The organism is Streptomyces sp. NPDC046716, from assembly GCF_040645755.1.
Lineage (GTDB): Bacteria > Actinomycetota > Actinomycetes > Streptomycetales > Streptomycetaceae > Streptomyces.
On record NZ_JBEYYU010000053.1, the window covers coordinates 19,567 to 40,923 of the forward strand.

At 69.8% G+C, this 21,357-nt stretch carries 18 protein-coding genes and 1 tRNA gene; 15 read left to right on the forward strand and 4 right to left on the reverse strand.

What is annotated here, in order from left to right; all coding sequences use genetic code 11:
• Positions 1-126 precede the first annotated feature (126 nt).
• The 5 genes from desA to ABZ930_RS31365 all read left to right on the forward strand — a co-directional run bounded on the left by desA (position 127) and on the right by ABZ930_RS31365 (position 6,115).
• On the forward strand, positions 127-1,569 hold the full coding sequence (desA, locus tag ABZ930_RS31345) for a lysine decarboxylase DesA (RefSeq protein WP_361555221.1): 1,443 nt from the start codon (positions 127-129) through the stop codon (positions 1,567-1,569).
• Positions 1,553-2,830 (forward strand): lysine N(6)-hydroxylase/L-ornithine N(5)-oxygenase family protein, encoded by a 1,278-nt coding sequence (locus ABZ930_RS31350; protein WP_361555224.1) that lies wholly within the window; start codon positions 1,553-1,555, stop codon positions 2,828-2,830. Before desA ends, ABZ930_RS31350 begins: the two co-directional genes overlap by 17 nt.
• On the forward strand, positions 2,827-3,387 hold the full coding sequence (locus tag ABZ930_RS31355) for a GNAT family N-acetyltransferase (RefSeq protein WP_361555227.1): 561 nt from the start codon (positions 2,827-2,829) through the stop codon (positions 3,385-3,387). The genes ABZ930_RS31350 and ABZ930_RS31355 overlap by 4 nt, the downstream gene beginning before the upstream one ends.
• Positions 3,384-5,156, forward strand: a complete 1,773-nt coding sequence (locus tag ABZ930_RS31360; RefSeq protein WP_361555230.1) for an IucA/IucC family siderophore biosynthesis protein — start codon at positions 3,384-3,386, stop codon at positions 5,154-5,156. Before ABZ930_RS31355 ends, ABZ930_RS31360 begins: the two co-directional genes overlap by 4 nt.
• Positions 5,157-5,221: 65 nt before the next feature.
• Positions 5,222-6,115 (forward strand): DUF4429 domain-containing protein, encoded by an 894-nt coding sequence (locus tag ABZ930_RS31365; protein WP_361555233.1) that lies wholly within the window; start codon positions 5,222-5,224, stop codon positions 6,113-6,115.
• Between the two features lie 10 nt (positions 6,116-6,125).
• Here the strand turns inward: ABZ930_RS31365 and ABZ930_RS31370 are convergent, their stop codons facing one another.
• A complete protein-coding gene (locus tag ABZ930_RS31370; RefSeq protein ID WP_361555236.1) occupies positions 6,126-7,706 on the reverse strand; it encodes a metallophosphoesterase family protein in 1,581 nt (526 codons plus the stop codon).
• Between the two features lie 195 nt (positions 7,707-7,901).
• On the opposite strand from ABZ930_RS31370, the gene ABZ930_RS31375 reads away from it, so the two are divergent.
• Both ABZ930_RS31375 and glmS read left to right on the forward strand, forming a co-directional pair.
• Complete coding sequence (locus ABZ930_RS31375; protein ID WP_361555239.1) at positions 7,902-8,159, forward strand: hypothetical protein; 258 nt, start codon at positions 7,902-7,904, stop codon at positions 8,157-8,159.
• A gap of 48 nt (positions 8,160-8,207) precedes the next feature.
• On the forward strand, positions 8,208-10,025 hold the full coding sequence (glmS, locus tag ABZ930_RS31380) for a glutamine--fructose-6-phosphate transaminase (isomerizing) (protein WP_361555242.1): 1,818 nt from the start codon (positions 8,208-8,210) through the stop codon (positions 10,023-10,025).
• A 193-nt stretch (positions 10,026-10,218) separates the two neighbouring features.
• Here glmS and ABZ930_RS31385 read toward each other — a convergent pair whose 3' ends face one another.
• Positions 10,219-10,803 (reverse strand): GPR1/FUN34/YaaH family transporter, encoded by a 585-nt coding sequence (locus ABZ930_RS31385; protein WP_361555245.1) that lies wholly within the window; start codon positions 10,801-10,803, stop codon positions 10,219-10,221.
• A 199-nt stretch (positions 10,804-11,002) separates the two neighbouring features.
• Entirely contained in the window at positions 11,003-11,527 is a 525-nt protein-coding gene (locus ABZ930_RS31390) for a universal stress protein (RefSeq protein WP_361555248.1), read from the reverse strand.
• Between the two features lie 389 nt (positions 11,528-11,916).
• Between ABZ930_RS31390 and ABZ930_RS31395 the strand changes: the two genes are divergently transcribed.
• The 4 genes from ABZ930_RS31395 (at position 11,917) to ABZ930_RS31410 (ending at position 14,839) form a co-directional block, all read left to right on the forward strand.
• On the forward strand, positions 11,917-12,273 hold the full coding sequence (locus ABZ930_RS31395; protein WP_361555321.1) for a hypothetical protein: 357 nt from the start codon (positions 11,917-11,919) through the stop codon (positions 12,271-12,273).
• 398 nt (positions 12,274-12,671) lie between these two features.
• On the forward strand, positions 12,672-13,979 hold the full coding sequence (locus tag ABZ930_RS31400) for a helix-turn-helix domain-containing protein (RefSeq protein ID WP_361555251.1): 1,308 nt from the start codon (positions 12,672-12,674) through the stop codon (positions 13,977-13,979).
• Positions 13,980-14,041: 62 nt separating this feature from the next.
• Positions 14,042-14,644 (forward strand): oligoribonuclease, encoded by a 603-nt coding sequence (orn, locus tag ABZ930_RS31405; protein ID WP_361555254.1) that lies wholly within the window; start codon positions 14,042-14,044, stop codon positions 14,642-14,644.
• A gap of 122 nt (positions 14,645-14,766) precedes the next feature.
• Positions 14,767-14,839 (forward strand) — tRNA-His (locus tag ABZ930_RS31410).
• A gap of 84 nt (positions 14,840-14,923) precedes the next feature.
• On the opposite strand, the gene ABZ930_RS31415 is transcribed toward ABZ930_RS31410, so the two are convergent.
• On the reverse strand, positions 14,924-15,979 hold the full coding sequence (locus ABZ930_RS31415; protein WP_361555257.1) for a LacI family DNA-binding transcriptional regulator: 1,056 nt from the start codon (positions 15,977-15,979) through the stop codon (positions 14,924-14,926).
• 255 nt (positions 15,980-16,234) lie between these two features.
• Here ABZ930_RS31415 and ABZ930_RS31420 point away from each other — a divergent pair, with 255 nt between their 5' ends.
• From ABZ930_RS31420 to ABZ930_RS31435, 4 genes are all read left to right on the forward strand, one after another.
• Positions 16,235-17,587, forward strand: a complete 1,353-nt coding sequence (locus ABZ930_RS31420) for an extracellular solute-binding protein (protein ID WP_361555260.1) — start codon at positions 16,235-16,237, stop codon at positions 17,585-17,587.
• A gap of 111 nt (positions 17,588-17,698) precedes the next feature.
• Positions 17,699-18,700, forward strand: coding sequence for a sugar ABC transporter permease (locus ABZ930_RS31425; protein ID WP_361555263.1), 1,002 nt, complete (start codon positions 17,699-17,701; stop codon positions 18,698-18,700).
• A 3-nt stretch (positions 18,701-18,703) separates the two neighbouring features.
• A complete protein-coding gene (locus ABZ930_RS31430) occupies positions 18,704-19,612 on the forward strand; it encodes a carbohydrate ABC transporter permease (protein WP_361555266.1) in 909 nt (302 codons plus the stop codon).
• A 228-nt stretch (positions 19,613-19,840) separates the two neighbouring features.
• Positions 19,841-21,310: a GH1 family beta-glucosidase gene (locus ABZ930_RS31435; RefSeq protein WP_361555269.1), complete on the forward strand. Its 1,470-nt coding sequence runs from the start codon at positions 19,841-19,843 to the stop codon at positions 21,308-21,310.
• The last annotated feature ends 47 nt before the right edge of the window (positions 21,311-21,357 follow it).

The window sequence follows — 21,357 nt, forward strand, 5'->3', positions numbered from 1 at the left end:
CGGGGTCCCACGTAGAAATTAGGTTAGGCTAACCTAAGTCAAGCGTCGCGGCCCCGCCCCTGCCCATGGCCGCGGCACTCCTGCCCCACCCGGGAACCACCTCATCCCCACCCGGAGGAACCGTTCATGCGCTCGCACCTGCTCAATGACACGACCGCGGAGTTGTACCGCAGCTCCGTGACCGAGGGAATCGAGCGGGTGGCGGCCAAACTCGCCACCACCTCACGGCCGTTCACCGGCGTCTCACCCGACGCCCTCTCCCCCACCGTCGACGCCGTGAACCTCGACGAGCCGCTGCACGACACCATCGCCGCGCTCGACGAGCTGGAGGACGTCTACCTCCGCGACGCCGTCTACTTCCACCACCCCCGCTACCTCGCCCACCTCAACTGCCCGGTCGTGATCCCGGCCGTGCTCGGCGAGGCCGTGCTGTCCGCGGTCAACTCCTCGCTCGACACCTGGGACCAGTCGGCGGGCGGGACGCTCATCGAGCGCAAGCTGATCGACTGGACCGCCGCCCGGATCGGGCTCGGCCCGGCCGCCGACGGCGTCTTCACCTCGGGCGGCTCGCAGTCCAACCTCCAGGCGCTGCTGCTCGCCCGCGAGGAGAGCAAGACCGAGGACCTCGCCCGGCTGCGCATCTTCGCGTCCGAGGCCGGCCACTTCAGCGTCCAGAAGTCCGCGAAACTCCTCGGCCTGCCGCCGGAGTGCGTCGTGACGATCCCCGTCGACCAGGACAAGCGGATGCGCGCCCTGGCCCTCGCGGCCGAGCTGGAGCGCTGCCGGGCCGAGGACCTCGTCCCCATGGCCGTCGTCGCCACCGCGGGCACCACCGACTTCGGCTCCATCGACCCGCTGCCGGAGATCGCCGAGCTCTGCGCCCAGTACGACACCTGGATGCACGTCGACGCCGCCTACGGCTGCGGCCTGCTCGCCTCGCGCACCCGCCGGGACCGCCTCGACGGCATCGAGCGCGCCGACTCCGTCACCGTCGACTACCACAAGTCCTTCTTCCAGCCGGTGAGTTCGAGCGCCGTGCTGGTCCGCGACGGCGCCACCCTGCGGCACGCCACCTACCACGCGGAGTACCTCAACCCCCGGCGCACCGTCGCCGAGCGCATCCCCAACCAGGTGGACAAGTCGCTCCAGACCACCCGCCGCTTCGACGCCCTCAAACTGTGGCTCACCCTGCGCGTGATGGGCGCCGACGGCATCGGCTCCCTCTTCGACGAGGTCTGCGACCTGACCCACCGGGCCTGGGAGGTGCTGGCCGCCGACCCGCGCTTCGACGTGGTCGTCGAGCCGAGCCTGTCCACCCTCGTCTACCGCTACATCCCCGCGACCGTCACCGACCCGGCCGAGATCGACCGGGCCAACCTGTACGCCCGCAAAGCCCTGTTCGCCTCCGGCGACGCGGTCGTGGCGGGCACCAAGACCGGCGGCCGCCAGTACCTGAAGTTCACCCTGCTCAACCCCGAGACGACCCTCGACGACATCCGGGCCGTCCTCGACCTCATCGCCGGCCACGCCGAGCAGTACCTGGGAGACATCCTTGACCGCGCCTCTTGAGACCTACGACTTCATCGGGATCGGGCTCGGCCCCTTCAACCTCGGTCTCGCCGCTCTCACCGAACCCATAGCCGAGCTGAACGGCGTCTTCCTGGAGTCCAAGCCGGACTTCGAGTGGCACTCGGGCATGTTCCTCGACGGCGCCCACCTCCAGACCCCGTTCATGTCGGACCTGGTGACCCTCGCCGACCCGACCTCCCCCTACTCCTTCCTCAACTACCTGAAGGAATCGGGGCGGTTGTACTCGTTCTACATCCGCGAGAACTTCTATCCGCTGCGCGTGGAGTACAACGCGTACTGCCGCTGGGCCGCCGCCAAGCTCTCCTCGATCCGCTTCAGCACCACGGTGACCGAGGTGCGCTACGAGGACGACGCGGAGCTGTACGCCGTCACCACCGACACCGGCGAGACCTACCGCGCCCGCCACCTGGTCCTCGGCACCGGCACCCCGCCCCACATCCCGGAGGCCTGCGCGGAGCTGGGCGGCGACGGAGTCCTGCACAACTCCCGCTACATGCAGCACAAGCAGGCCCTCCAGCAGAAGGAGTCGATCACGCTGGTCGGCAGCGGTCAGTCCGCCGCCGAGATCTACTACGACCTGCTGAGCGAGATCGACGTCCACGGCTACCGGCTGAACTGGGTGACCCGCTCCCCCCGCTTCTTCCCGCTCGAATACACCAAGCTGACGCTGGAGATGACGTCCCCGGACTACATCGACTACTTCCACGCGCTGCCGGAAGCCACCCGGTACTCGCTGGAGGAGCGGCAGAAGGGCCTGTTCAAGGGCATCGACGGCGAGCTGATCGACGCCATCTTCGACCTGCTCTACCAGAAGGGCCTCGACGGCCCGGTGCCGACGCGGCTGCTGACCAACTCGGCGCTGAGCAAGGCGAGTTACGACGACAACGGCACGTACACCCTCGGCCTGCACCAGGAGGAGCAGGACAAGGCGTACGAGATCGAGACCGAGGGCCTGGTCCTCGCCACCGGCTACAAGTACGCGACCCCCGCGTTCCTGGAGCCCGTCAAGGACCGCATCAAGCTCGACGGCAAGGGCCGCTTCGACGTCGCCCGCAACTACGCGATCGACACCACGGGACGCGGCATCTTCCTGCAGAACGCCGGCGTGCACACCCACTCGATCACCAGCCCCGACCTGGGCATGGGCGCCTACCGCAACAGCTACATCATCGGCGAGCTGCTCGGCACCGAGTACTACCCCGTCGAGAAGACCATCGCCTTCCAGGAGTTCGCAGTATGAGCACCCCCACACACACGCTCGGCAAACTGACCCTGCGCCCCGTCGACCCGCAGGCCGACGCGGAGCTGCTGCACCGCTGGGTCACCGATCCGAAGGCCGCGTTCTGGCTGATGCAGAACGCGAAGCTGGAGGACGTCGAGCGCGAGTACATGTCCATCGCGGCGGCCGAGCACCACGACGCGTTCCTCGGGCTGCACGACGGGGAGCCCGCGTTCCTGATGGAGCGCTACGACCCCCGCCACGTCGAGCTCGTCGGCCTGTACGAGCCCGAGCCCGGCGACATCGGCATGCACTTCCTGACCGCGCCGTCGGAGATACGCATATCCGGCTTCACCCGGGCCGTGATCACCGCGGTCATGGAGCACCTGTTCACCGACCCGGCCGTGCGCCGTGTCGTGGTCGAGCCCGACGTGCGCAACACGGCGGTCCACGCGCTCAACGAAGCCGTCGGTTTCGTCCCCGAGCGCGAGATCGACAAGCCGGAGAAGAAGGCGCTGCTGAGCTTCTGCACGCGCGAACAGTTCGAGAAGGCCACCGGAAGGAGCGCGCGAGCATGAGCATCGCGGACGCAGTCTCCCACCTGACCCCCGACCACTGGGCGGAGGCCAACCGCCTCCTGATCCGCAAGGCGCTCGCCGAGTTCGCCCACGAGCGGCTGCTCGCCCCGGAGTCCGTCGAGGGCGACCGGTACCTCGTCCGCAGCGACGACGGCAAGACCGCGTACCGGTTCGCGGCCCAGCGGCTGCGCCTCGACCACTGGCAGGTGTCCCCCGACTCCCTCACCCGCCACCGCGACGGCGCCGAACTCCCGCTGAACGCGCTGGAGTTCTTCATCGAGATGAAGGACTCGCTCGGCCTGAGCGAGTCGATCCTGCCGGTCTACCTGGAGGAGATCTCCTCCACCCTCTCCGGCACCTGCTACAAGCTGGCGAAGCCGGGCACGACGGCCGCCGAGCTGGCGGCCACCGACGACTTCCAGGCCATCGAGACGGGCATGACCGAGGGCCACCCGTGCTTCGTCGCCAACAACGGCAGGCTCGGCTTCGGCATCCACGAGTACCTGTCGTACGCGCCCGAGACCGCGAGCCCGGTCCGGCTGATCTGGCTGGCGGCGACCCGCGAGCGCGCCGCGTTCACGGCGGGGGCCGGTCTGGAGTACGAGTCCTTCCTCCGCGCCGAACTCGGCGAGGAGACCCTGGGCCGCTTCGACGCGACCCTGCGCGGCCAGGGCCTGGACCCGGCCGACTACCTGCTGATCCCGGTGCACCCGTGGCAGTGGTGGAACAAGCTGTCGGTCACCTTCGCGGCGGAGGTCGCCCAGCGGCACCTCGTCTGGCTCGGCGAGGGCGACGACGAGTATCTGGCCCAGCAGTCGATCCGTACGTTCTTCAACACCACCGACCCCGCCAAGCACTACGTGAAGACGGCCCTGTCGGTCATCAACATGGGCTTCATGCGCGGCCTTTCGGCGGCGTACATGGAGGCGACGCCCGCGATCAACGACTGGCTCACCGCGCTCATCGAGAACGACGAGGTGCTCAAGGGCACCGGCCTGACGATCATCCGCGAGCGGGCGGCCGTCGGCTACCGGCACCTGGAGTACGAGGCCGCCACCGACCGCTACTCGCCGTACCGCAAGATGCTGGCGGCGCTGTGGCGCGAGTCCCCGGTCCCGTCGCTGGCCCCCGGGGAGCGGCTGGCCACCATGGCCTCGCTGCTGCACGTCGACCGCGAGGGCCGCTCGCTGGCGGGCGCCCTGATCGAGCGCTCGGGACTGACGCCGAAGGAGTGGCTGAAGCCGTACCTGCGCGCGTACCTGACCCCGCTGCTGCACAGCTTCTACGCCTACGACCTGGTCTTCATGCCGCACGGCGAGAACGTCATCCTGGTCCTGGACGAGCGGGGCGTGGTCCAGCGGGCCGTCTTCAAGGACATCGCCGAGGAGATCGCGGTGATGGACCCGGACGCGGTGCTGCCGCCGAAGGTGGACCGCATCCGCGCCGACGTGCCCGACGACATGAAGCTCCTGTCGATCTTCACGGACGTCTTCGACTGCTTCTTCCGCTTCCTGGCGGCGAACCTGGTCGGGGACGGCGTCGTCGACGAGGACACGTTCTGGGCGGCGGTCGCGGACTGCGTCCGTGACTACCAGGCGTCGGCTCCCCAACTCGCCGACAAGTTCGAGCGGTTCGACATGTTCGCCCCCCACTTCGCGCTGTCCTGCCTGAACCGGCTCCAGCTGCGCAACAACGAGCAGATGGTGGACCTGGCCGACCCCTCGGGCGCCCTGCAACTGGTCGGCGATCTCGACAACCCGATCGCCTGATCGCAGGCGCACAGACCGCAGGGGCTCGGGAGACGGTCCTCCCGGGCCCCTGCCAGAATTGCCCCATGGCGGAAATCATCCAGCGCGACGGGACGTGGACGTTCGACGGCGAGGCGCTGCGGCTCGTCCCGGGCCGTGACAAGGGCGTGAACCCGCTGCGCAGGGCCCTGGGTGAGCTGACCGTCCCGCTCGCGGCGCTGGCCGGCGTCTCCTTCGAGCAGGGCCGGAAGTCGGGCCGGCTGCGGCTGCGGCTGCGCGAGGGCGCGGATCCGCTGCTGCAGGCGACCGGCGGCAAGCTGACCGAGGGCACGGACCCGTACCAGCTCACCGTCGAGTCGGACCGCTACGGCGTCGCGGAGTACCTCGTGGACGAGGTGCGCAACGCACTGCTGCTCGAACAGGTCCCGTCCTCGGCCTGTACCGCGTATCTGCTGCCCGGACCGGCCGTGCCGCTCTCGGTCTCCGCGGGCGACGGCACGGCCAGCTTCGACGGGGAGCACGTCCGCCTGGAGTGGAACTGGAAGACGGAGGACGCGAAGGCGACCGCCGGCACCCGGCAGCTCGCCCTCGCCGACATCGCGGCGGTGGAGTGGCAGCCGGCCGCCGGCCTGGAGAACGGCTGCCTGCGCTTCACCGTCCGCTCCGCGCCCACCAAGGCCCCGCCGAAGTACGACCCGAACTCCATCGAGCTGTGGGGCTTCAAGAAGGACCCGCTGATGGCGCTGGTCGCGGCGGCGGTGCAGGCCCGGCTGCCGCACCCCGGAGCGGGGACGGCCACTGCGGCCCCCGCCCTGGAGAAGGCGCCCGAGGCCGCGCCCCCGGCACCCGCGAAGGTGCCGGAGGACGACCACGACGCACTGCTGCGCCGGCTGCGCGAACTGGGCGAGCTGCACCGGGCCGGGGTCCTGACGGCCGAGGAGTTCGCGGTGGCGAAGCAGGCGGTCCTCAAGCGGCTGTGAGCCGCCGTGGTCAGCGCTTGGACTTGCGGGCCACCACGAACTTGTCGATCTCGGCGCCGGTCTCGGCGATGCCGCGGACCGTCAGGGTCGCCGTGCGCCCGAACGACGCGGGCTTCACGTCCACCCGCAGGAACGAGTAGTTGGTGTAGCGCACCCGCGACCAGTCGACCGTGACGGCCTTCTTGGCGCCGCCCTCCTCGGTGACGTACGAGGCGAACGGGTCGATGTCCTTCGCGTTGCCCTCGTACGTGTCGGCGACCGGGAACGCGTACAGGCTCTTGCCCGCCGCTCCGGCCGTGACGTAGACGACGCCCTCGGTCTCCGGGTAGACGGTGCCGCCGATCGGCAGCTCCTTGGTGACCTTCTCGCCCTTGAGGACGTCGGAGCGCTCGTAGACGTGGTTGTGGCCGTTGATCACCAGGTCGACGGTGTACTTCTCGAACAGCGGCACCCACTCCTGGCGCACGCCCCCCTCCGAGGCGTGCGCGGTGGCGGTGCAGTACGCGCAGTGGTGGAAGAAGACGACGACGAAGTCGATGCCGGAGTTGTGCGCGCGGAACTTCTTCAGCTGCGCCTCGAACCACTTGGTCTGGGTGCCGCCGGAGAGGCCGAGGTTGGCCGGGATCTCGAACGACACGTCGTTGGCGTCGAGCGAGATGATGGCCGTGTTGCCGTGCACGAAGGAGTAGACGCCGGGCAGGTTCTCCGGGTCGGGGCCGTTGGCCGGCGGCTCGAAGCGGGCCTGCTGGCTGCCGTAGCCGTGCGGCGCGTACCAGGCCTCCATGTCGTGGTTGCCGTAACTGACCATCCACGGAACGGACTTGGCGACGCTCTCGGTCTGCGCGAGGAACTGGTCCCAGGTCCGCGCGTCGAAGGTGTCGGTGGTCTTCCCCTGGCCCGACGGGTCCGCGTACGCGATGTCACCGGCGTGCAGGTGGAAGGACGGGCCCTGGGCGAGGATCAGGGAGTCGTTGGCGAGCGCGTGGTAGCTGACGCCCTGGTCGCCGAAGGCCGTGAAGGTGAACGGCTCCGCGTGGGAGGGCGCCGTGGTGAAGGTGCCGATGGTGCCCGCGAACTTCGGCGACGCCGGGTCGAAGCCCTGGTGGCCGACGCCGTAGTAGTAGGTGCGGCCCGGCTTCAGGTGGGACAGCTTGGCGTGCACGTAGTACTGGGTGTGGTCGGCGCTGGTGCCGACCCCGGCCGGGGTGTACAGGGCGCGGACCTCGGCGGTGATCTTCCGCGACAGGTCGCCGGCGCTGGAGCCGATCCGGATGAACGGGTTCTTGACCGGCGCGGGCACCTGCCAGGAGACCGTCATCTCGGTGCGCGCGTCGTCGCCGTAGGAGAGGTGGCGGCCGAAGGGGGCGACGAGGGCCCCGTCGATGTCGGCGGTCACAGATGCGGGGGCGGCGGCCGGGGCGGCCTGGGCGACGGCGCCGGGCACGAAGGCCCCGCCGGCGATCGCGCCGACGGTGACGGCCCCGCCGCGCATCATCGTGCGGCGGGAGAAGGTGCTGCGCAGGTATTCGTGCTGCTCGGCGAGGCTCCGCTCGGCCAGTTCGGCGGGTACGCCCATACGTGGAATGTCCATGACCCGAAAGGTGCTGGTGGCAACTATCCCGGCCGGATACGCCGGATGAACGGGGGCCGAACAAGCGGCATGGCGCCCTTCAAACCTTCACAGCTTCCGCCCGGGCGCCCTCGCGATCTTCCCGACCACGTGACACCTGCCCGATATCGGGCAGATTTCTTGCGAAACCCCCGCCCGTCCCCCAGGATCTACCGAGTGCACGAGGAACTTGTCGATCATCTGACGCGGACCACCGCCCTGAGCAGGGGCGAGGCGCTGCGGGTGATCCAGGACGTGCTCGCCTACTTCGACGAACCGACGGAGGGCTTCGTCCGCCGCCGCCACCGCGAGCTCCAGGGTCAGGGCCTGGTGAACGCGGCGATCTTCGAACAGATCGCGGCGGAACTGCCCTACCGGGCGGTGGCCCCGCCGGAGCTCACGCTCCGGCAGCTCCGCCGGATCGTCTACGGCTGAACCAGCCGGCTGAACCAGTGCTTCACGTAGAGGGGACTTCACCAACTTATGTGCGGAATCGTCGGTTACATCGGCAAGCGTGACGTGGCACCGCTGCTCCTGGAGGGTCTGCAGCGCCTGGAGTACCGCGGTTACGACTCCGCGGGCGTCGTCATCACCAGCCCCAAGGCGTCCGGCCTGAAGATGGTCAAGGCCAAGGGCCGCGTCCGCGACCTGGAGGCCAAGGTCCCGGCCCGCTTCAAGGGCACGACCGGCATCGCCCACACCCGCTGGGCCACGCACGGCGCCCCCTCCGACGAGAACGCGCACCCGCACATGTCCGGCGACAACAAGGTCGCCGTCGTGCACAACGGCATCATCGACAACGCCTCCGAGCTGCGCGCGAAGCTGACCGCCGAGGGCGTCGAGTTCCTCTCCGAGACGGACACCGAGGTCCTCACCCACCTCATCGCCCGCTCGCAGGCGACGGACCTGGAGGACAAGGTCCGCGAGGTGCTGCGCCTGATCGAGGGCACGTACGGCATCGCGGTCCTGCACGCCGACTTCCCGGACCGCATCGTCGTGGCCCGCAACGGCTCGCCGGTCGTCCTCGGCATCGGCGACAAGGAGATGTTCGTCGCCTCGGACATCGCCGCGCTGGTCTCGCACACCCGCCAGATCGTCACCCTCGACGACGGTGAGATGGCGACGCTGAAGGCCGACGACTTCCGTACGTACACGACGGAGGGCACCCGTACGACGGCGTCCCCCACCACCGTCGAGTGGGAGGCCGCCTCCTACGACATGGGCGGCCACGACACGTACATGCACAAGGAGATCTCCGAGCAGGCCGACGCCGTGGACCGCGTGCTGCGCGGCCGCATCGACGACCGCTTCTCCACGGTGCACCTCGGCGGCCTCAACCTCGATGCCCGCGAGGCCCGTTCGGTGCGGCGCGTGAAGATCCTCGGCTGCGGCACGTCGTACCACGCGGGTCTGATCGGCGCCCAGATGATCGAGGAGCTGGCCCGCATCCCCGCGGACGCCGAGCCGGCCTCCGAGTTCCGCTACCGCAACCCGGTCGTCGACCCCGACACCCTGTACATCGCGGTGTCCCAGTCGGGCGAGACGTACGACGTCCTCGCGGCCGTCCAGGAACTGAAGCGCAAGGGCGCGCGGGTCTTCGGCGTCGTCAACGTCGTCGGCTCGGCGATCGCCCGCGAGTCCGACGCCGGTGTCTACGTCCACGCGGGCCCCGAGGTCTGCGTCGTCTCGACCAAGTGCTTCACGAACACCACGGTCGCCTTCGCGCTGCTCGCCCTGCATCTGGGCCGCATCCGCGACCTCTCCGTCGCCGACGGCAAGCGCATCATCGAGGGCCTGCGCAAGCTGCCCGCCCAGATCACGGAGATCCTCGCCCAGGAGGCGGAGATCAAGAAGATCGCCGAGGAGTACGCGGACGCCCGCTCGATGATGTTCATCGGCCGTGTCCGGGGCTACCCGGTGGCCCGCGAGGCCTCCCTGAAGCTGAAGGAGGTCTCGTACATCCACGCCGAGGCCTACCCGGCCTCCGAGCTGAAGCACGGCCCCCTCGCCCTCATCGAGCCGGCGCTCCCCACGGTCGCGATCGTCCCCGACGACGACCTGCTGGAGAAGAACCGCGCCGCGATGGAGGAGATCAAGGCCCGCTCCGGCCGCATCCTCGCGGTGGCCCACCAGGAGCAGGAGAAGGCCGACCGCACCATCGTCGTCCCGAAGAACGAGGACGAGCTGGACCCGATCCTGATGGGCATCCCCCTCCAGCTCCTCGCCTACCACACGGCCCTGGCCCTCGGCCGCGACATCGACAAGCCCCGCAACCTGGCGAAGTCCGTCACCGTGGAGTAGCCGGCCTCCCCTGAGATGCCGCACGAAGTGCGCATCTCAGGGGCGCGGGGAACTGCGCGACCAGCCACGACGAGAGCCGCACCCGGCAACCGGAAGCGAACCGGACGAACGGGCCCCTCCACGCGCCACCCGACGCGGAGGGACCCGTTCCCGGAGGGCCGGGGCCGCCCATTGCCCCGGCCCGACATGGCTGTCAGCCGGCGGCCGTCACGCCGCCCCGGCCGGCAGCCCGCCCGGGCAACACGGTCGGCAGCCCCGACATGGCGGCGGTCGCCCCGTACCAGGCCACAACCCCGCCGGCCACGGCGAACCACCCGCCCACCTTGGCGAGCCCCGCCGTGTCACCGAACGCGGCGACGGCCAGCAGCAGCATCGCCACGAACAGCAGCCCGTACGTCCCCCGCGCGAACACCCCGGCCCCCGCGGACCCGAGCGTCAGACTGAGCGCGAGCAGGGCGAACAGCAGCAGGAACAGCCCCGCCGCGTTCGCCGAAACGGCCTCCCCGGCCCCGACGCCCCAGGTGAACCAGAAGGCGCCGAGCCCGGCGAAGGCGGTACCGGTGAAGCCGTCCTCGCGCAGGGCGAGCAGACCGGCGACGAAGAGGGCGATCCCGCCCACGTACGTCGCGACGGAGACCGCGTCGGCCGCCGTGACCCCGTCGATCACGGCGGTGTGACCGAGGCCGAAGGCCAACAGGGTGAGTCCGAGAGTGAGTTGACCGAGAGTGGAAACGGACGAGGTGGTCGCCGTGCTTCCCGCGGAGACGTCGTTGTCCACAGCGGGCTCCCTTCGTGCGAAGTGCGGGTGCTCTGAGCTGTTGTCCAGCGACCGCTATGTACCCTTCACAAGGGCACAAAGCACCTCTACGCGCGAGTAGTATCAGCCATCCGGCAGAAATTCACCGAACACCGAACGGCGCTTCCCCGTAACGAAATTGAGGAACCGTCAGCCGTATTCCACCTGGGACAGGACCCGGTTACGGAATGACAACGACGGGCCGCTGCGCGCGCCGCGCCAGCCGCCCCGCGACCGAGCCGAAGATCCGCCCGACGAGACCGTGGGTCGAGCCCACGACGATGGCGTCGGCGGAGTACTCCCGGCCGACCTCCTCCAGCTCGTGACAGATGTCGCCACCGCGCTCGACGAGGATCCAGGGCACTTCGGCGAGATAGTCCGCGCAGGCCAGCTCCAGACCGAGCACCTCGGTGCGGTGGTCGGGCACGTCCACGAAGACGGGCGGCTCACAGCCGGCCCACACCGTGGTCGGCAGCCGATTGGCGACATGCACGATGATCAGCCCGGAGCCCGAGCGGTGCGCCATGCCGATGGCGTAGGAAAGGGCCCGCTCGCTCGACGTCGACCCGTCGAAGCCGACGACGACGCCGTGCTTGAACGCGGGGTCACAGGCGTGACGGTGCTCTTCGGCGGCTCGGGGGGTCGTCGTCGGATCGGCGACCTGCCGTTTGCGGCCTTCGGGTTCGGAAAATTCGTGACCGGCCATGAGTGTCTCGGCGTGTACCTCGTGGGCCTCAAATGAGGGGACGACATCTGATCGGCGGAGCTGTGTCCGGGAATCATCTTCCCAACCCCATACCCCCAAGGGTACGGCGACACTCCTCCTCTGCCCAGACTCCGGCCCGCTCTCGGACCTGTACGTACGTGCGCTCCGCAGCGTTCAGGGGAGCATGCACGAGGCGCCGACCGTATGGCAATGGTTGCTGCCCCGTACAGGCGGTTTGCGCACTCTTGTGGGCCACTCCAGGGGCGGAACGAGTGACCGGGACGGACCCCGCGCGTTGAACTCCCGACCGTCACGACCCAGGGAGCACCGAGGAGCACCACGTGCCCGGACCGTCCACCGCGCACCGGACCACCGGCTCGCGCCGGAGCATCCCGGCCCCCGCCCGCGCGCCGGAGTCGCACACACGGCCGACCCCGCACGCCCAGGACAAGCCAGTCGCGGGGACCGACGGGGCGGGCGATGTCGTCCGCTGGGCCGCGTTCTCCTGTGTCCTGGTGCCACTGGTTCTCGTCGGATACGGCATCTCGGCGGCCGGCGCCGCCGGGGCCGCGCTGGGCCTCGCCGCGGTCACCGCGGCCTGCCGACTGCTCCTGCGACAGTCCGAACGCGGTGCTGCGCGGTTGCACACTGAACAATGCTGCGCGCATCGTGGTAGGCACGGCCGTACGGGGCAGGGGGCGCACAGGGGCGGACACCGAGCCGGGCAGAGTACGCCGGTGGATTGAGGCGTTTCCACGCGCTACCCCGTACATTTTCAGCCAACTTCGGCCACACAGGCTTTCCTTGCTCCTCAGGCCTTCCAACCCCCTTTCCACCAGGGCTGAAAGGGCCGCAAAACCCCCGTGCACCCTACGGGGACCGGCCACTGAGTTGAGGCGCACTTCCCAGCAACGCCCGTGAGTGCAACGCTTCGTGATCGAATGCTTCACGCCAAGTTGCCATGTCGACAATGTGCCAGGTCTTTAACTGGTCACAGGGGCAGCCGGAGACACAGTAGATTCGATCATGCTGGTCGAGTTTTTTGGCGGCGGGGGACTTCAGCAGGACCGAGGGGAAACGTGCAGGAGCGAACAGCCCGTCAAAGTATTGAGGGAGCCGCGATCACCGAGGGGGGCTTAGCAGGATGAGCCACGACTCCACCACCGCGCCGGAGGCGGCGGCTCGCAAGCTGTCAGGGCGCAGGCGACGCGAGATCGTCGCGGTGCTGCTGTTCAGCGGCGGACCCATCTTCGAGAGTTCCATACCGCTCTCCGTATTCGGAATCGATCGTCAGGACGCGGGAGTTCCCCGCTACCGGTTGCTCGTGTGCGCCGGTGAAGAGGGACCCCTGCGGACCACCGGAGGACTGGAACTCACAGCGCCCCATGGGCTCGAGGCGATCTCGCGGGCGGGCACGGTCGTCGTGCCGGCCTGGCGGTCGATCACCTCGCCGCCCCCGGAGGAAGCGCTGGACGCGATACGTCGCGCGCATGAGGAAGGAGCACGCATCGTCGGCCTGTGCACCGGCGCGTTCGTGCTCGCCGCGGCCGGCCTGCTGGATGGCCGACCGGCGACCACGCACTGGATGTACGCACCGACACTGGCCAAGCGATATCCGTCGGTCCATGTGGACCCGCGCGAGCTCTTCGTGGACGACGGCGATGTACTGACGAGCGCCGGCACCGCGGCCGGTATCGATCTGTGCCTGCACATCGTGCGCACGGATCACGGCAACGAGGCGGCAGGCGCACTCGCCCGCCGTCTGGTGGTCCCGCCGCGCCGCAGCGGCGGCCAGGAGCGCTATCTCGACCGGTCACTGCCCGAGGAGATCGGTGCGGATCCGCTGGCCGAGGTCGTCGCCTGGGCGCTGGAGCATTTACACGAGCAGTTCGACGTGGAGACGCTCGCCGCACGTGCCTATATGAGCCGCCGCACCTTCGACCGCCGCTTCCGGTCACTGACGGGGTCCGCCCCGCTCCAGTGGCTGATCACGCAGCGTGTCCTCCAGGCCCAGCGGCTGCTCGAGACGTCCGACTACTCCGTGGACGAGGTCGCGGGGCGCTGCGGGTTCCGCTCCCCCGTAGCGCTGCGCGGCCACTTCCGGCGGCAGCTGGGCTCGTCCCCGGCCGCGTACCGGGCGGCCTACCGGGCGCGCCGGCCGCAGTCGGCCGACGGCCCGGGGGCGAACGGCAAGCCGGCCGACAGGCAGCCGGTCGACTTCGCCGCCATGTCGGGCGACCCGGCGGGCCCGGGCGCCGTGCCGAGCCAGTCCCGGCGCACGGCCGCGGCCACGTCCGGCCTGGGCGCCCATGCGGCGTCCATGCCGACCGGGCCGACGGGGCACACCGGACACACGGGGCACTCCGGGCACCTGGAGGGCGGCAAGCCGCCGTCCGACGCGTTCGCGCCGGGGCGCGCCAGTCTGCCCGGGCCGCGGACCGCGCCCCAGTAACCCGCACAGGAGCTGACGCCCGTCGTCTGCCAGCGAGAAGGTCTGACCCGTAGGGTTGGCGCATGAACGATCGCATGGTGTGGATCGACTGCGAGATGACCGGACTCTCGCTGGCGAACGACGCGCTCATCGAGGTGGCCGCACTGGTCACCGACTCGGAGCTGAACGTACTGGGTGAAGGGGTGGACATCGTGATCCGCCCCCCGGACGAGGCCTTGGAACAGATGCCCGAGGTGGTGCGGCAGATGCACACCGCCTCGGGCCTCCTCGAGGAGCTGGCGGGCGGCACGACGCTGGCCGACGCCGAGGAGCAGGTCCTGGCGTACGTACGTGAACACGTCAAGGACGCGGGCAAGGCCCCGCTGTGCGGGAACTCGGTCGGGACCGACCGCGGATTCCTGCTGCGGGACATGCCGACGCTGGAGGAGTACCTCCACTACCGGATCGTCGATGTGTCCTCGGTCAAGGAACTGGCCCGGCGCTGGTACCCGAGGGCGTACTTCAACAGTCCGGAGAAGAACGGCAACCACCGGGCGCTCGCCGACATCCGCGAATCCATCGCGGAGCTGCGCTACTACCGCGAGGCGATCTTCGTCCCGCAGCCCGGGCCCGACTCGGACACCGCGAAGTCGATCGCGGCGAAGCACGTCCTGCCTGCGGAGTAGCCACTCCCAGGCCCGCCCGTACGGGGTCCGCCCGGCTTCGGCAAAAGGGGTGCGCGAGCACCCCTTCGGACCCTGTACACTTTTTCTCGGCCGGTCGGAAGAACGACAAAAGACCGGACATGGTGGGTGTAGCTCAGTTGGTAGAGCACCTGGTTGTGGTCCAGGTGGCCGCGGGTTCAAGTCCCGTCACTCACCCTGCAAGGCCCGAAGGCCCCGGTTCGCGAGAACCGGGGCCTTCGGCGTTCCCGGAGCCCGGTGGCCCCGGGAGCGCCCTCGTGCCTACGACGACGCCCGGATCACCAGCTCCGTGGGCAGCACCAGATGCCGCTCGGCCCCCCGCCGGGCCGAGGAGCGCTTGCCCTCGGCGGCCAGGGCGATCTCGTCCAGGAGGAGCTCCGTCATCGCGCGGCCCATGTCGCGGGTGGGCTGGCGGACGCTGGTCAGGCCGGGTTCCAGGTGGCGGGCGATCATGGAGTCGTCGAAGCCGACCAGGGACACGTCGTCGGGGATGCGGCGGCCGGCCTCGCGGAGCACCTGGCGGGCGCCGGAGGCCATCAGGTCAGAGCAGGCGAAGACCGCGTCGAGGCCGGGGCTGCGTTCAAGAAGATCAGTCATGCAGCGCCGGCCGCCCTCCTCGGTGAAGTCTCCGTAGGCCACCAATTTCTCTTCGTACGCGATACCGGAGGCGGTCAGTTCGTCCCCGTATCCGACCAGTCGGCGCTGGGCGCCGTACACGTCCAGCGGGCCGGTGATGATCGCGATCGAGCGCCGGCCGCGGGAGACCAGGTGCTCGATCGCGGAGCGGGCCCCGGCGTAGTTGTCGGTGTCGACCGAGGGCAGCGGCTCGTCGGCCGAGCGGGGGCCGCTGATCACCGTGGGGATGTCCATCTGCAGGAGGCGGTCGGCGAGCGGGTCGTCGGAGTGGACCGAGACGAGCAGGACGCCGTCGACACGGTGGGCCGCGAGGTAGGAGGCGAGCTTGTCGCGCTCGCGCTCGCCGCGGGCGAAGGTCAGCAGAAGCTGCAGGTTGGACTCGGCGAGGGCCATGCCGACGCCGCCGACCATGCCGGAGAAGTAGGGCTCGGAGAAGAACCGGGACTCGGCCTCGGGGACGACGACGGCTATGGAGTCCGTGCGGTTGGCGGCGAGGGCGCGGGCCGCCGTGTTCGGGACGTAGCCGAGCTCGGCGATGGCCTCCTCGACCGAGGCGCGGGTGGTGTCGCTGACCCGCGGAGACCCGTTGATCACCCGGGAGACGGTGCCGCGGCCGACACCGGCCCGGGCCGCGACCTCCTCCAGCGTCGGACGCCTGCCGTGAGTGCCGTGAGCCACCATGGCTTCTACCTCCCCGAGTCTCCCGCGGAATCTAACAGCCCGATAACCGCAGCGACTTGTCGCCGTCACACGTCTTGACACCCACCGCCCGAGGCGCGAATCTTCAACTCATCACGGATGGGAGCGCTCCCACCGTATCTGGTTCTTACATACCCTGCACACTCCCCGCCCGAGCCGCAGCACAAAGAACGGGCCCAGCATGGCAGTTGGCCGGGGCACAGCACGTCAGAGCAACCGAAGCATTTGGAGGACGCTATGCGCACTTCGGGCAACTCCCGCGGCAGAACCCACCGCACCGCACTGGCCACCGCCGCAGGCGTCGCCGCCGCCGCACTCCTCGCCACGGGATGCAGCGCCAGCGACGACACCGACTCGGACTCGGGCTCCGCAGGCGGCAAGATCACGCTGCACGTCGGCACGTTCGGCACGTTCGGCTTCGACAACGGCAAGGGCAGCGCCAAGCTCTACGCCGCGTACGAGAAGTCGCACCCGAACATCAAGATCGTCGAGGACCACACCACCGACGGCCAGAAGTACTGGGACACGCTCAAGCTGCGGATGTCCCGCAACAGCGGGCTCGCCGACGTCCAGGCCATCGAGGTCGGCTACATCGCCGAGGCCACGGGCCCGACGATGGCCAGCAAGTGGGAGGACCTGGGCAAGGCCGACAAGGCCCACGTCTCGGACTTCCTCGACTTCAAGACCAAGCAGGCCACGACGGCCGACGGCAAGACGATCGGCTTCGGCACCGACATCGGCCCGATGGCCGTCTGCTACAACAAGGCCCTCTTCAAGGAGGCCGGCCTGCCCACCGACCGCGAGGCGGTCGCGAAGCTGTGGCAGGGCGACTGGTCGAAGTTCCTCGACACCGCGGCCGACTACAAGAAGAAGGCGCCGAAGGGCACCGTCTTCACCGACTCCGCGGGCGGTCTGTTCAACGCGGTGCTCTCCAGCCAGCCCGAGCAGTTCTCCGACAGCAGCGGCAAGCTGATCTACGACACCAGCGCCGGCATCAAGACCGCGTGGGACCTGGCCGTGAAGGCCGCGCAGGAGGGCTACACCGCCAAGCTGCGCCAGTTCGACGAGAAGGGCACCTGGGCCGCCGGGTTCAAGAACTCCAAGTTCGCGACCGTGGCCTGCCCGAGCTGGATGCTCGGCCAGATCCAGAGCCAGGCGGGCGACAGCAACAAGGGCAAGTGGGACGTCGCGCTGCCCCCGCAGAACGGCAACTGGGGCGGTTCGTTCCTCGGTGTCCCGGCCTCCGGCAAGCACGTCAAGGAGGCCACCGAGCTGGCCGCGTGGCTGACCAGCGCGGCGCAGCAGGAGAAGGTCTTCACCGCGCTCGGCAACATCCCGTCCACCAAGGACGGCCTGGCCTCCGACACCGTGAAGAACGCCAAGGTCGACTTCTACGGTGACACCCCTGTCGGCCAGATCTACTCGAAGATCGCGGAGGGCATCCAGCCGGCGCCGATCGGTGCCAACGACGGTCAGGTGAAGACCTTCCTCACCGACAACGGCATCCTCGACATCGAGCAGCGGGGCACGGACCCCAAGAAGGCGTGGGACAACGTCAAGAAGCTGGTCGACGACAAGATCGAGCAGTGACGGACGGCCGTTGACCGCGGTCCCGGCGCCCGCTCCGGCCGGGCGCCGGGACCGCATCACGGCCCGCATCCCACAGCAATGCACCACCACCGAACCGGAAGGAACGCCCGCGTGGCCACCTCCGTCAAGGCGGACGCCGGCGGCAGCCCGCCGTCCGCCCCTCCCTCCGCCGCACCGGTCCAGCGGCCCGCCCCATCGACCTGGCGCAGCAGGATCTACCGGTGGGACCTCAAGGGGTCCCCGTACGCCTTCATCGCTCCGTTCTTCCTCTGCTTCGCGGCCTTCGGCCTCTTCCCGCTGATCTACACGGGCTGGCTCTCGCTGCACAGCGTGCAGCTCGGCGCCGAGGACCAGGCCTCCTGGGTGGGGTTCGACAACTACACCCGTCTCATCGACAGCGAGTTCTTCTGGCGCGCGCTGTCCAACACGTTCACCATCGGTGTGATCTCGACCGTTCCGCAGCTGCTGATGGCCCTCGGCCTCGCGCACCTGCTCAACTCCAAGATGCGCGGGCGTGCCTTCCTGCGGATCGCGGTCCTCACCCCGTACGCCACGTCGATCGCCGCGGCCACGCTGGTCTTCGCCCAGCTGTTCAACACCGACTACGGCATGATCAACTCGCTGCTCGACGTCTTCGGGCTCGGTCCGATCGAGTGGGAGTCGTCCAAGTGGCCCGCGCAGATCGCCATTTCGACGATCGTGACCTGGCGCTGGACCGGCTACAACGCGCTCATCTACCTGGCCGCGATGCAGGCCGTGCCGAACGACCTCTACGAGGCGGCCGCCCTCGACGGGGCGTCGCGCTGGCGGCAGTTCATCTCCGTGACCATCCCCTCGATCCGGCCGACGATCCTGTTCACCATCATCGTCTCGACCATCGGCGCCACCCAGCTGTTCGGTGAGCCGATGCTGTACGGCGGCAGTGTCGGTATCGGCGGCGGCAGTGGCGGTCAGTACCAGACGCTCTCGCTGCTGATGTACCAGACCGGCTGGACCAACAACTCCCTGGGCCGGGCCTCGGCCATCGCCTGGGTGATGCTGCTGATCCTGCTGCTCGTCGGCGCCCTCCAGGCGCTCGCGGCCCGCCGCAACCGCACGAAGCTGGGAGGCTGACCCATGACCGTCCAACTCCCGGCGCCCCCCGCGGCGGCGACTCCCACCCCGGAGCCGCGCCGCAGCCGCTTCGCGCCCGGCGCGGGCGACCAGCGCAAGGCCGGACCGCTCGCGTACGTCCTGCTGATCGTGGCGGCGTTCGTCTCCCTGTTCCCGCTGTACTGGAACGTGGTGGCGGCCTCGCACGACAGCACCCGGGTGCAGCAGGCCCCGGCGCCGCTGCTGCCCGGCTCGCACCTGCTGGAGAACCTGGACGTCGCGTGGAACCAGGTCCACATGGGTGTGGCCCTGATCAACACCACGGTGGTGGCGGGCATCATCAGCGCCAGCACCGTGCTGTTCGCGACGCTGGCCGGCTTCGCCTTCGCCAAGCTGCACTTCAAGGGCCGCAACATGCTGCTCGCGCTGGTCGTCGCCACCATGACGGTGCCGCCGCAGCTCACGGTCATCCCGCTGTACCAGATCATCACGGACCTGCAGTGGACGGACACCCTCCAGGCGGTCATCATGCCGTCGCTGGTCGCGGCCTTCGGTGTGTTCTTCATGCGGCAGTACCTCGTCGAGGCGCTGCCGGTCGAGCTGGTCGAGGCGGCCCGGGTGGACGGGGCGAACAGCCTGCGGGTCATCTGGCACGTGGTGTTCCCCGTGGCGCGGCCCGCGATGGCGGTGCTCGCGATGCTCACCTTCGTCCAGGCGTGGAACGACTTCTTCTGGCCGTTCATCGTGCTCACCGACACCGGCACCCCGACGCTCCAGGTCTCCCTGGCGAACCTCGGCGCGGGCAACCACACCGTCGACACGGCGGTCGTGCTGACCGGCGCGCTGATCTCCACGGTCCCGCTGCTGCTGGTCTTCGCCTTCCTCGGCAAGCACATCGTGGGCGGCATCACGGCCGGCGCGGTCAAGAGCTGAACCACCGCCGTCCGCATCCGTGCGGCCGGCGCCGGTGGGAGCGCTTCCACGGCGCGGCCCCCGGACCGGCCCGGCACCGTCGATCCGCCCCGCCCGGCGCCGGGCCCGATCCCCGTCCCCGCCTCGGACCCTCCGGGCGGGGACGGGGCCCCGGCAGCGTCGCCGACGGCCCCCGCCCTGACGTCACGTCCATTCCCCCCTGCTCATCCCTGCGTTGGGAGCGCCCCTATGACCACCACGAACAACACCAGCCCCACCGATCTCGCCGGCACCGCGACCGCCACCGCCACCGGCGCGGTCACCCGCTTCCCCGCCGGGTTCCTGTGGGGATCCGCCACCGCCTCGTACCAGATCGAGGGCGCCGTCCGGGAGGACGGGCGCACCCCGTCGATCTGGGACACCTTCAGCCACACCCCGGGCAAGGTGCTGAACGGCGACACCGGCGACGTCGCCGTGGACCACTACCACCGCTGGCGCGACGACGTCCGCCTGATGGCGGACCTGGGGCTGACCGCGTACCGCTTCTCCGTGGCCTGGCCGCGGGTGCAGCCGACCGGGCGCGGGCCCGCCGTGCAGCGCGGGCTCGACTTCTACCGGGGCCTGGTCGACGAGCTGCTCGCGAACGGCATCAAGCCGGTCGCCACCCTCTACCACTGGGACCTGCCGCAGGAGCTGGAGAACGCGGGCGGCTGGCCCGTCCGGGACACCGCCTACCGGTTCGCGGAGTACGCCACCCTGGTCGGCGAGGCGCTCGGTGACCGGGTCGAGCAGTGGGTGACCCTCAACGAGCCCTGGTGCAGCGCCTTCCTGGGGTACGGCTCGGGCGTGCACGCGCCGGGCCGCACCGACCCGGTCGCCGCCCTGCGCGCCGCGCACCACCTCAACCTCGGCCACGGTCTCGCCACGTCGGCGCTGCGCGGCGTCCTGCCCGCCCGCGCCCAGATCGGCCTCAGCCTGAACCCGAGCGTGGTCCGGGCGCGCACCGACGACCCGGCCGACCTGGACGCCAAGCGCCGGATCGACGCGCTCGCCAACCGGGTCTTCACCGGGCCGCTGCTGAAGGGCGCCTACCCGGAGGACCTGATCGCCGACACCGCGCGGCTCACGGACTGGTCGTTCGTGCAGGAGGGGGACACCGGGATCGCCCACCAGCCGCTGGACTTCATCGGTCTGAACTACTACACGCCGGCCATCGTCTCGGCCCCCAGCGCCGAGCGGACCGGCCCCCGGCTCGACGGCCACGGCGGCGGCGACCACTCCCCCTGGTCGGGCTCGGAGGACGTCGAGTTCCACCACGTGAACGAGGACAAGACCGCGATGGGCTGGCCGGTGGACCCGACCGGCCTGAGCGATCTGCTCCTCGACTACACCGCGCAGGCGCCCGGCGTTCCCCTCTACGTGACGGAGAACGGCGCCGCGTACGAGGACGTCGTGGAGGACGGCGCCGTGCACGACCCCGAGCGGGTCCGCTATCTGCGGGGCCACCTCGGCGCCGTGCACGACGCGATCGCCCGGGGCGCGGACGTCCGCGGCTACTTCCTCTGGTCGCTGCTCGACAACTTCGAATGGGCGTACGGCTACAGCAAGCGGTTCGGCGCGGTCCACGTCGATTACGAGACGCAGGTCCGCACCCCGAAGTCCAGCGCCACCTGGTACTCCCAGGTCGCGCGGAACGGCGGGCTGCCCGCGCAGGACTGATCACAGGCCGGGGGGAGGGCCGGTGCGTCGCGCGCCACTCATGTGGC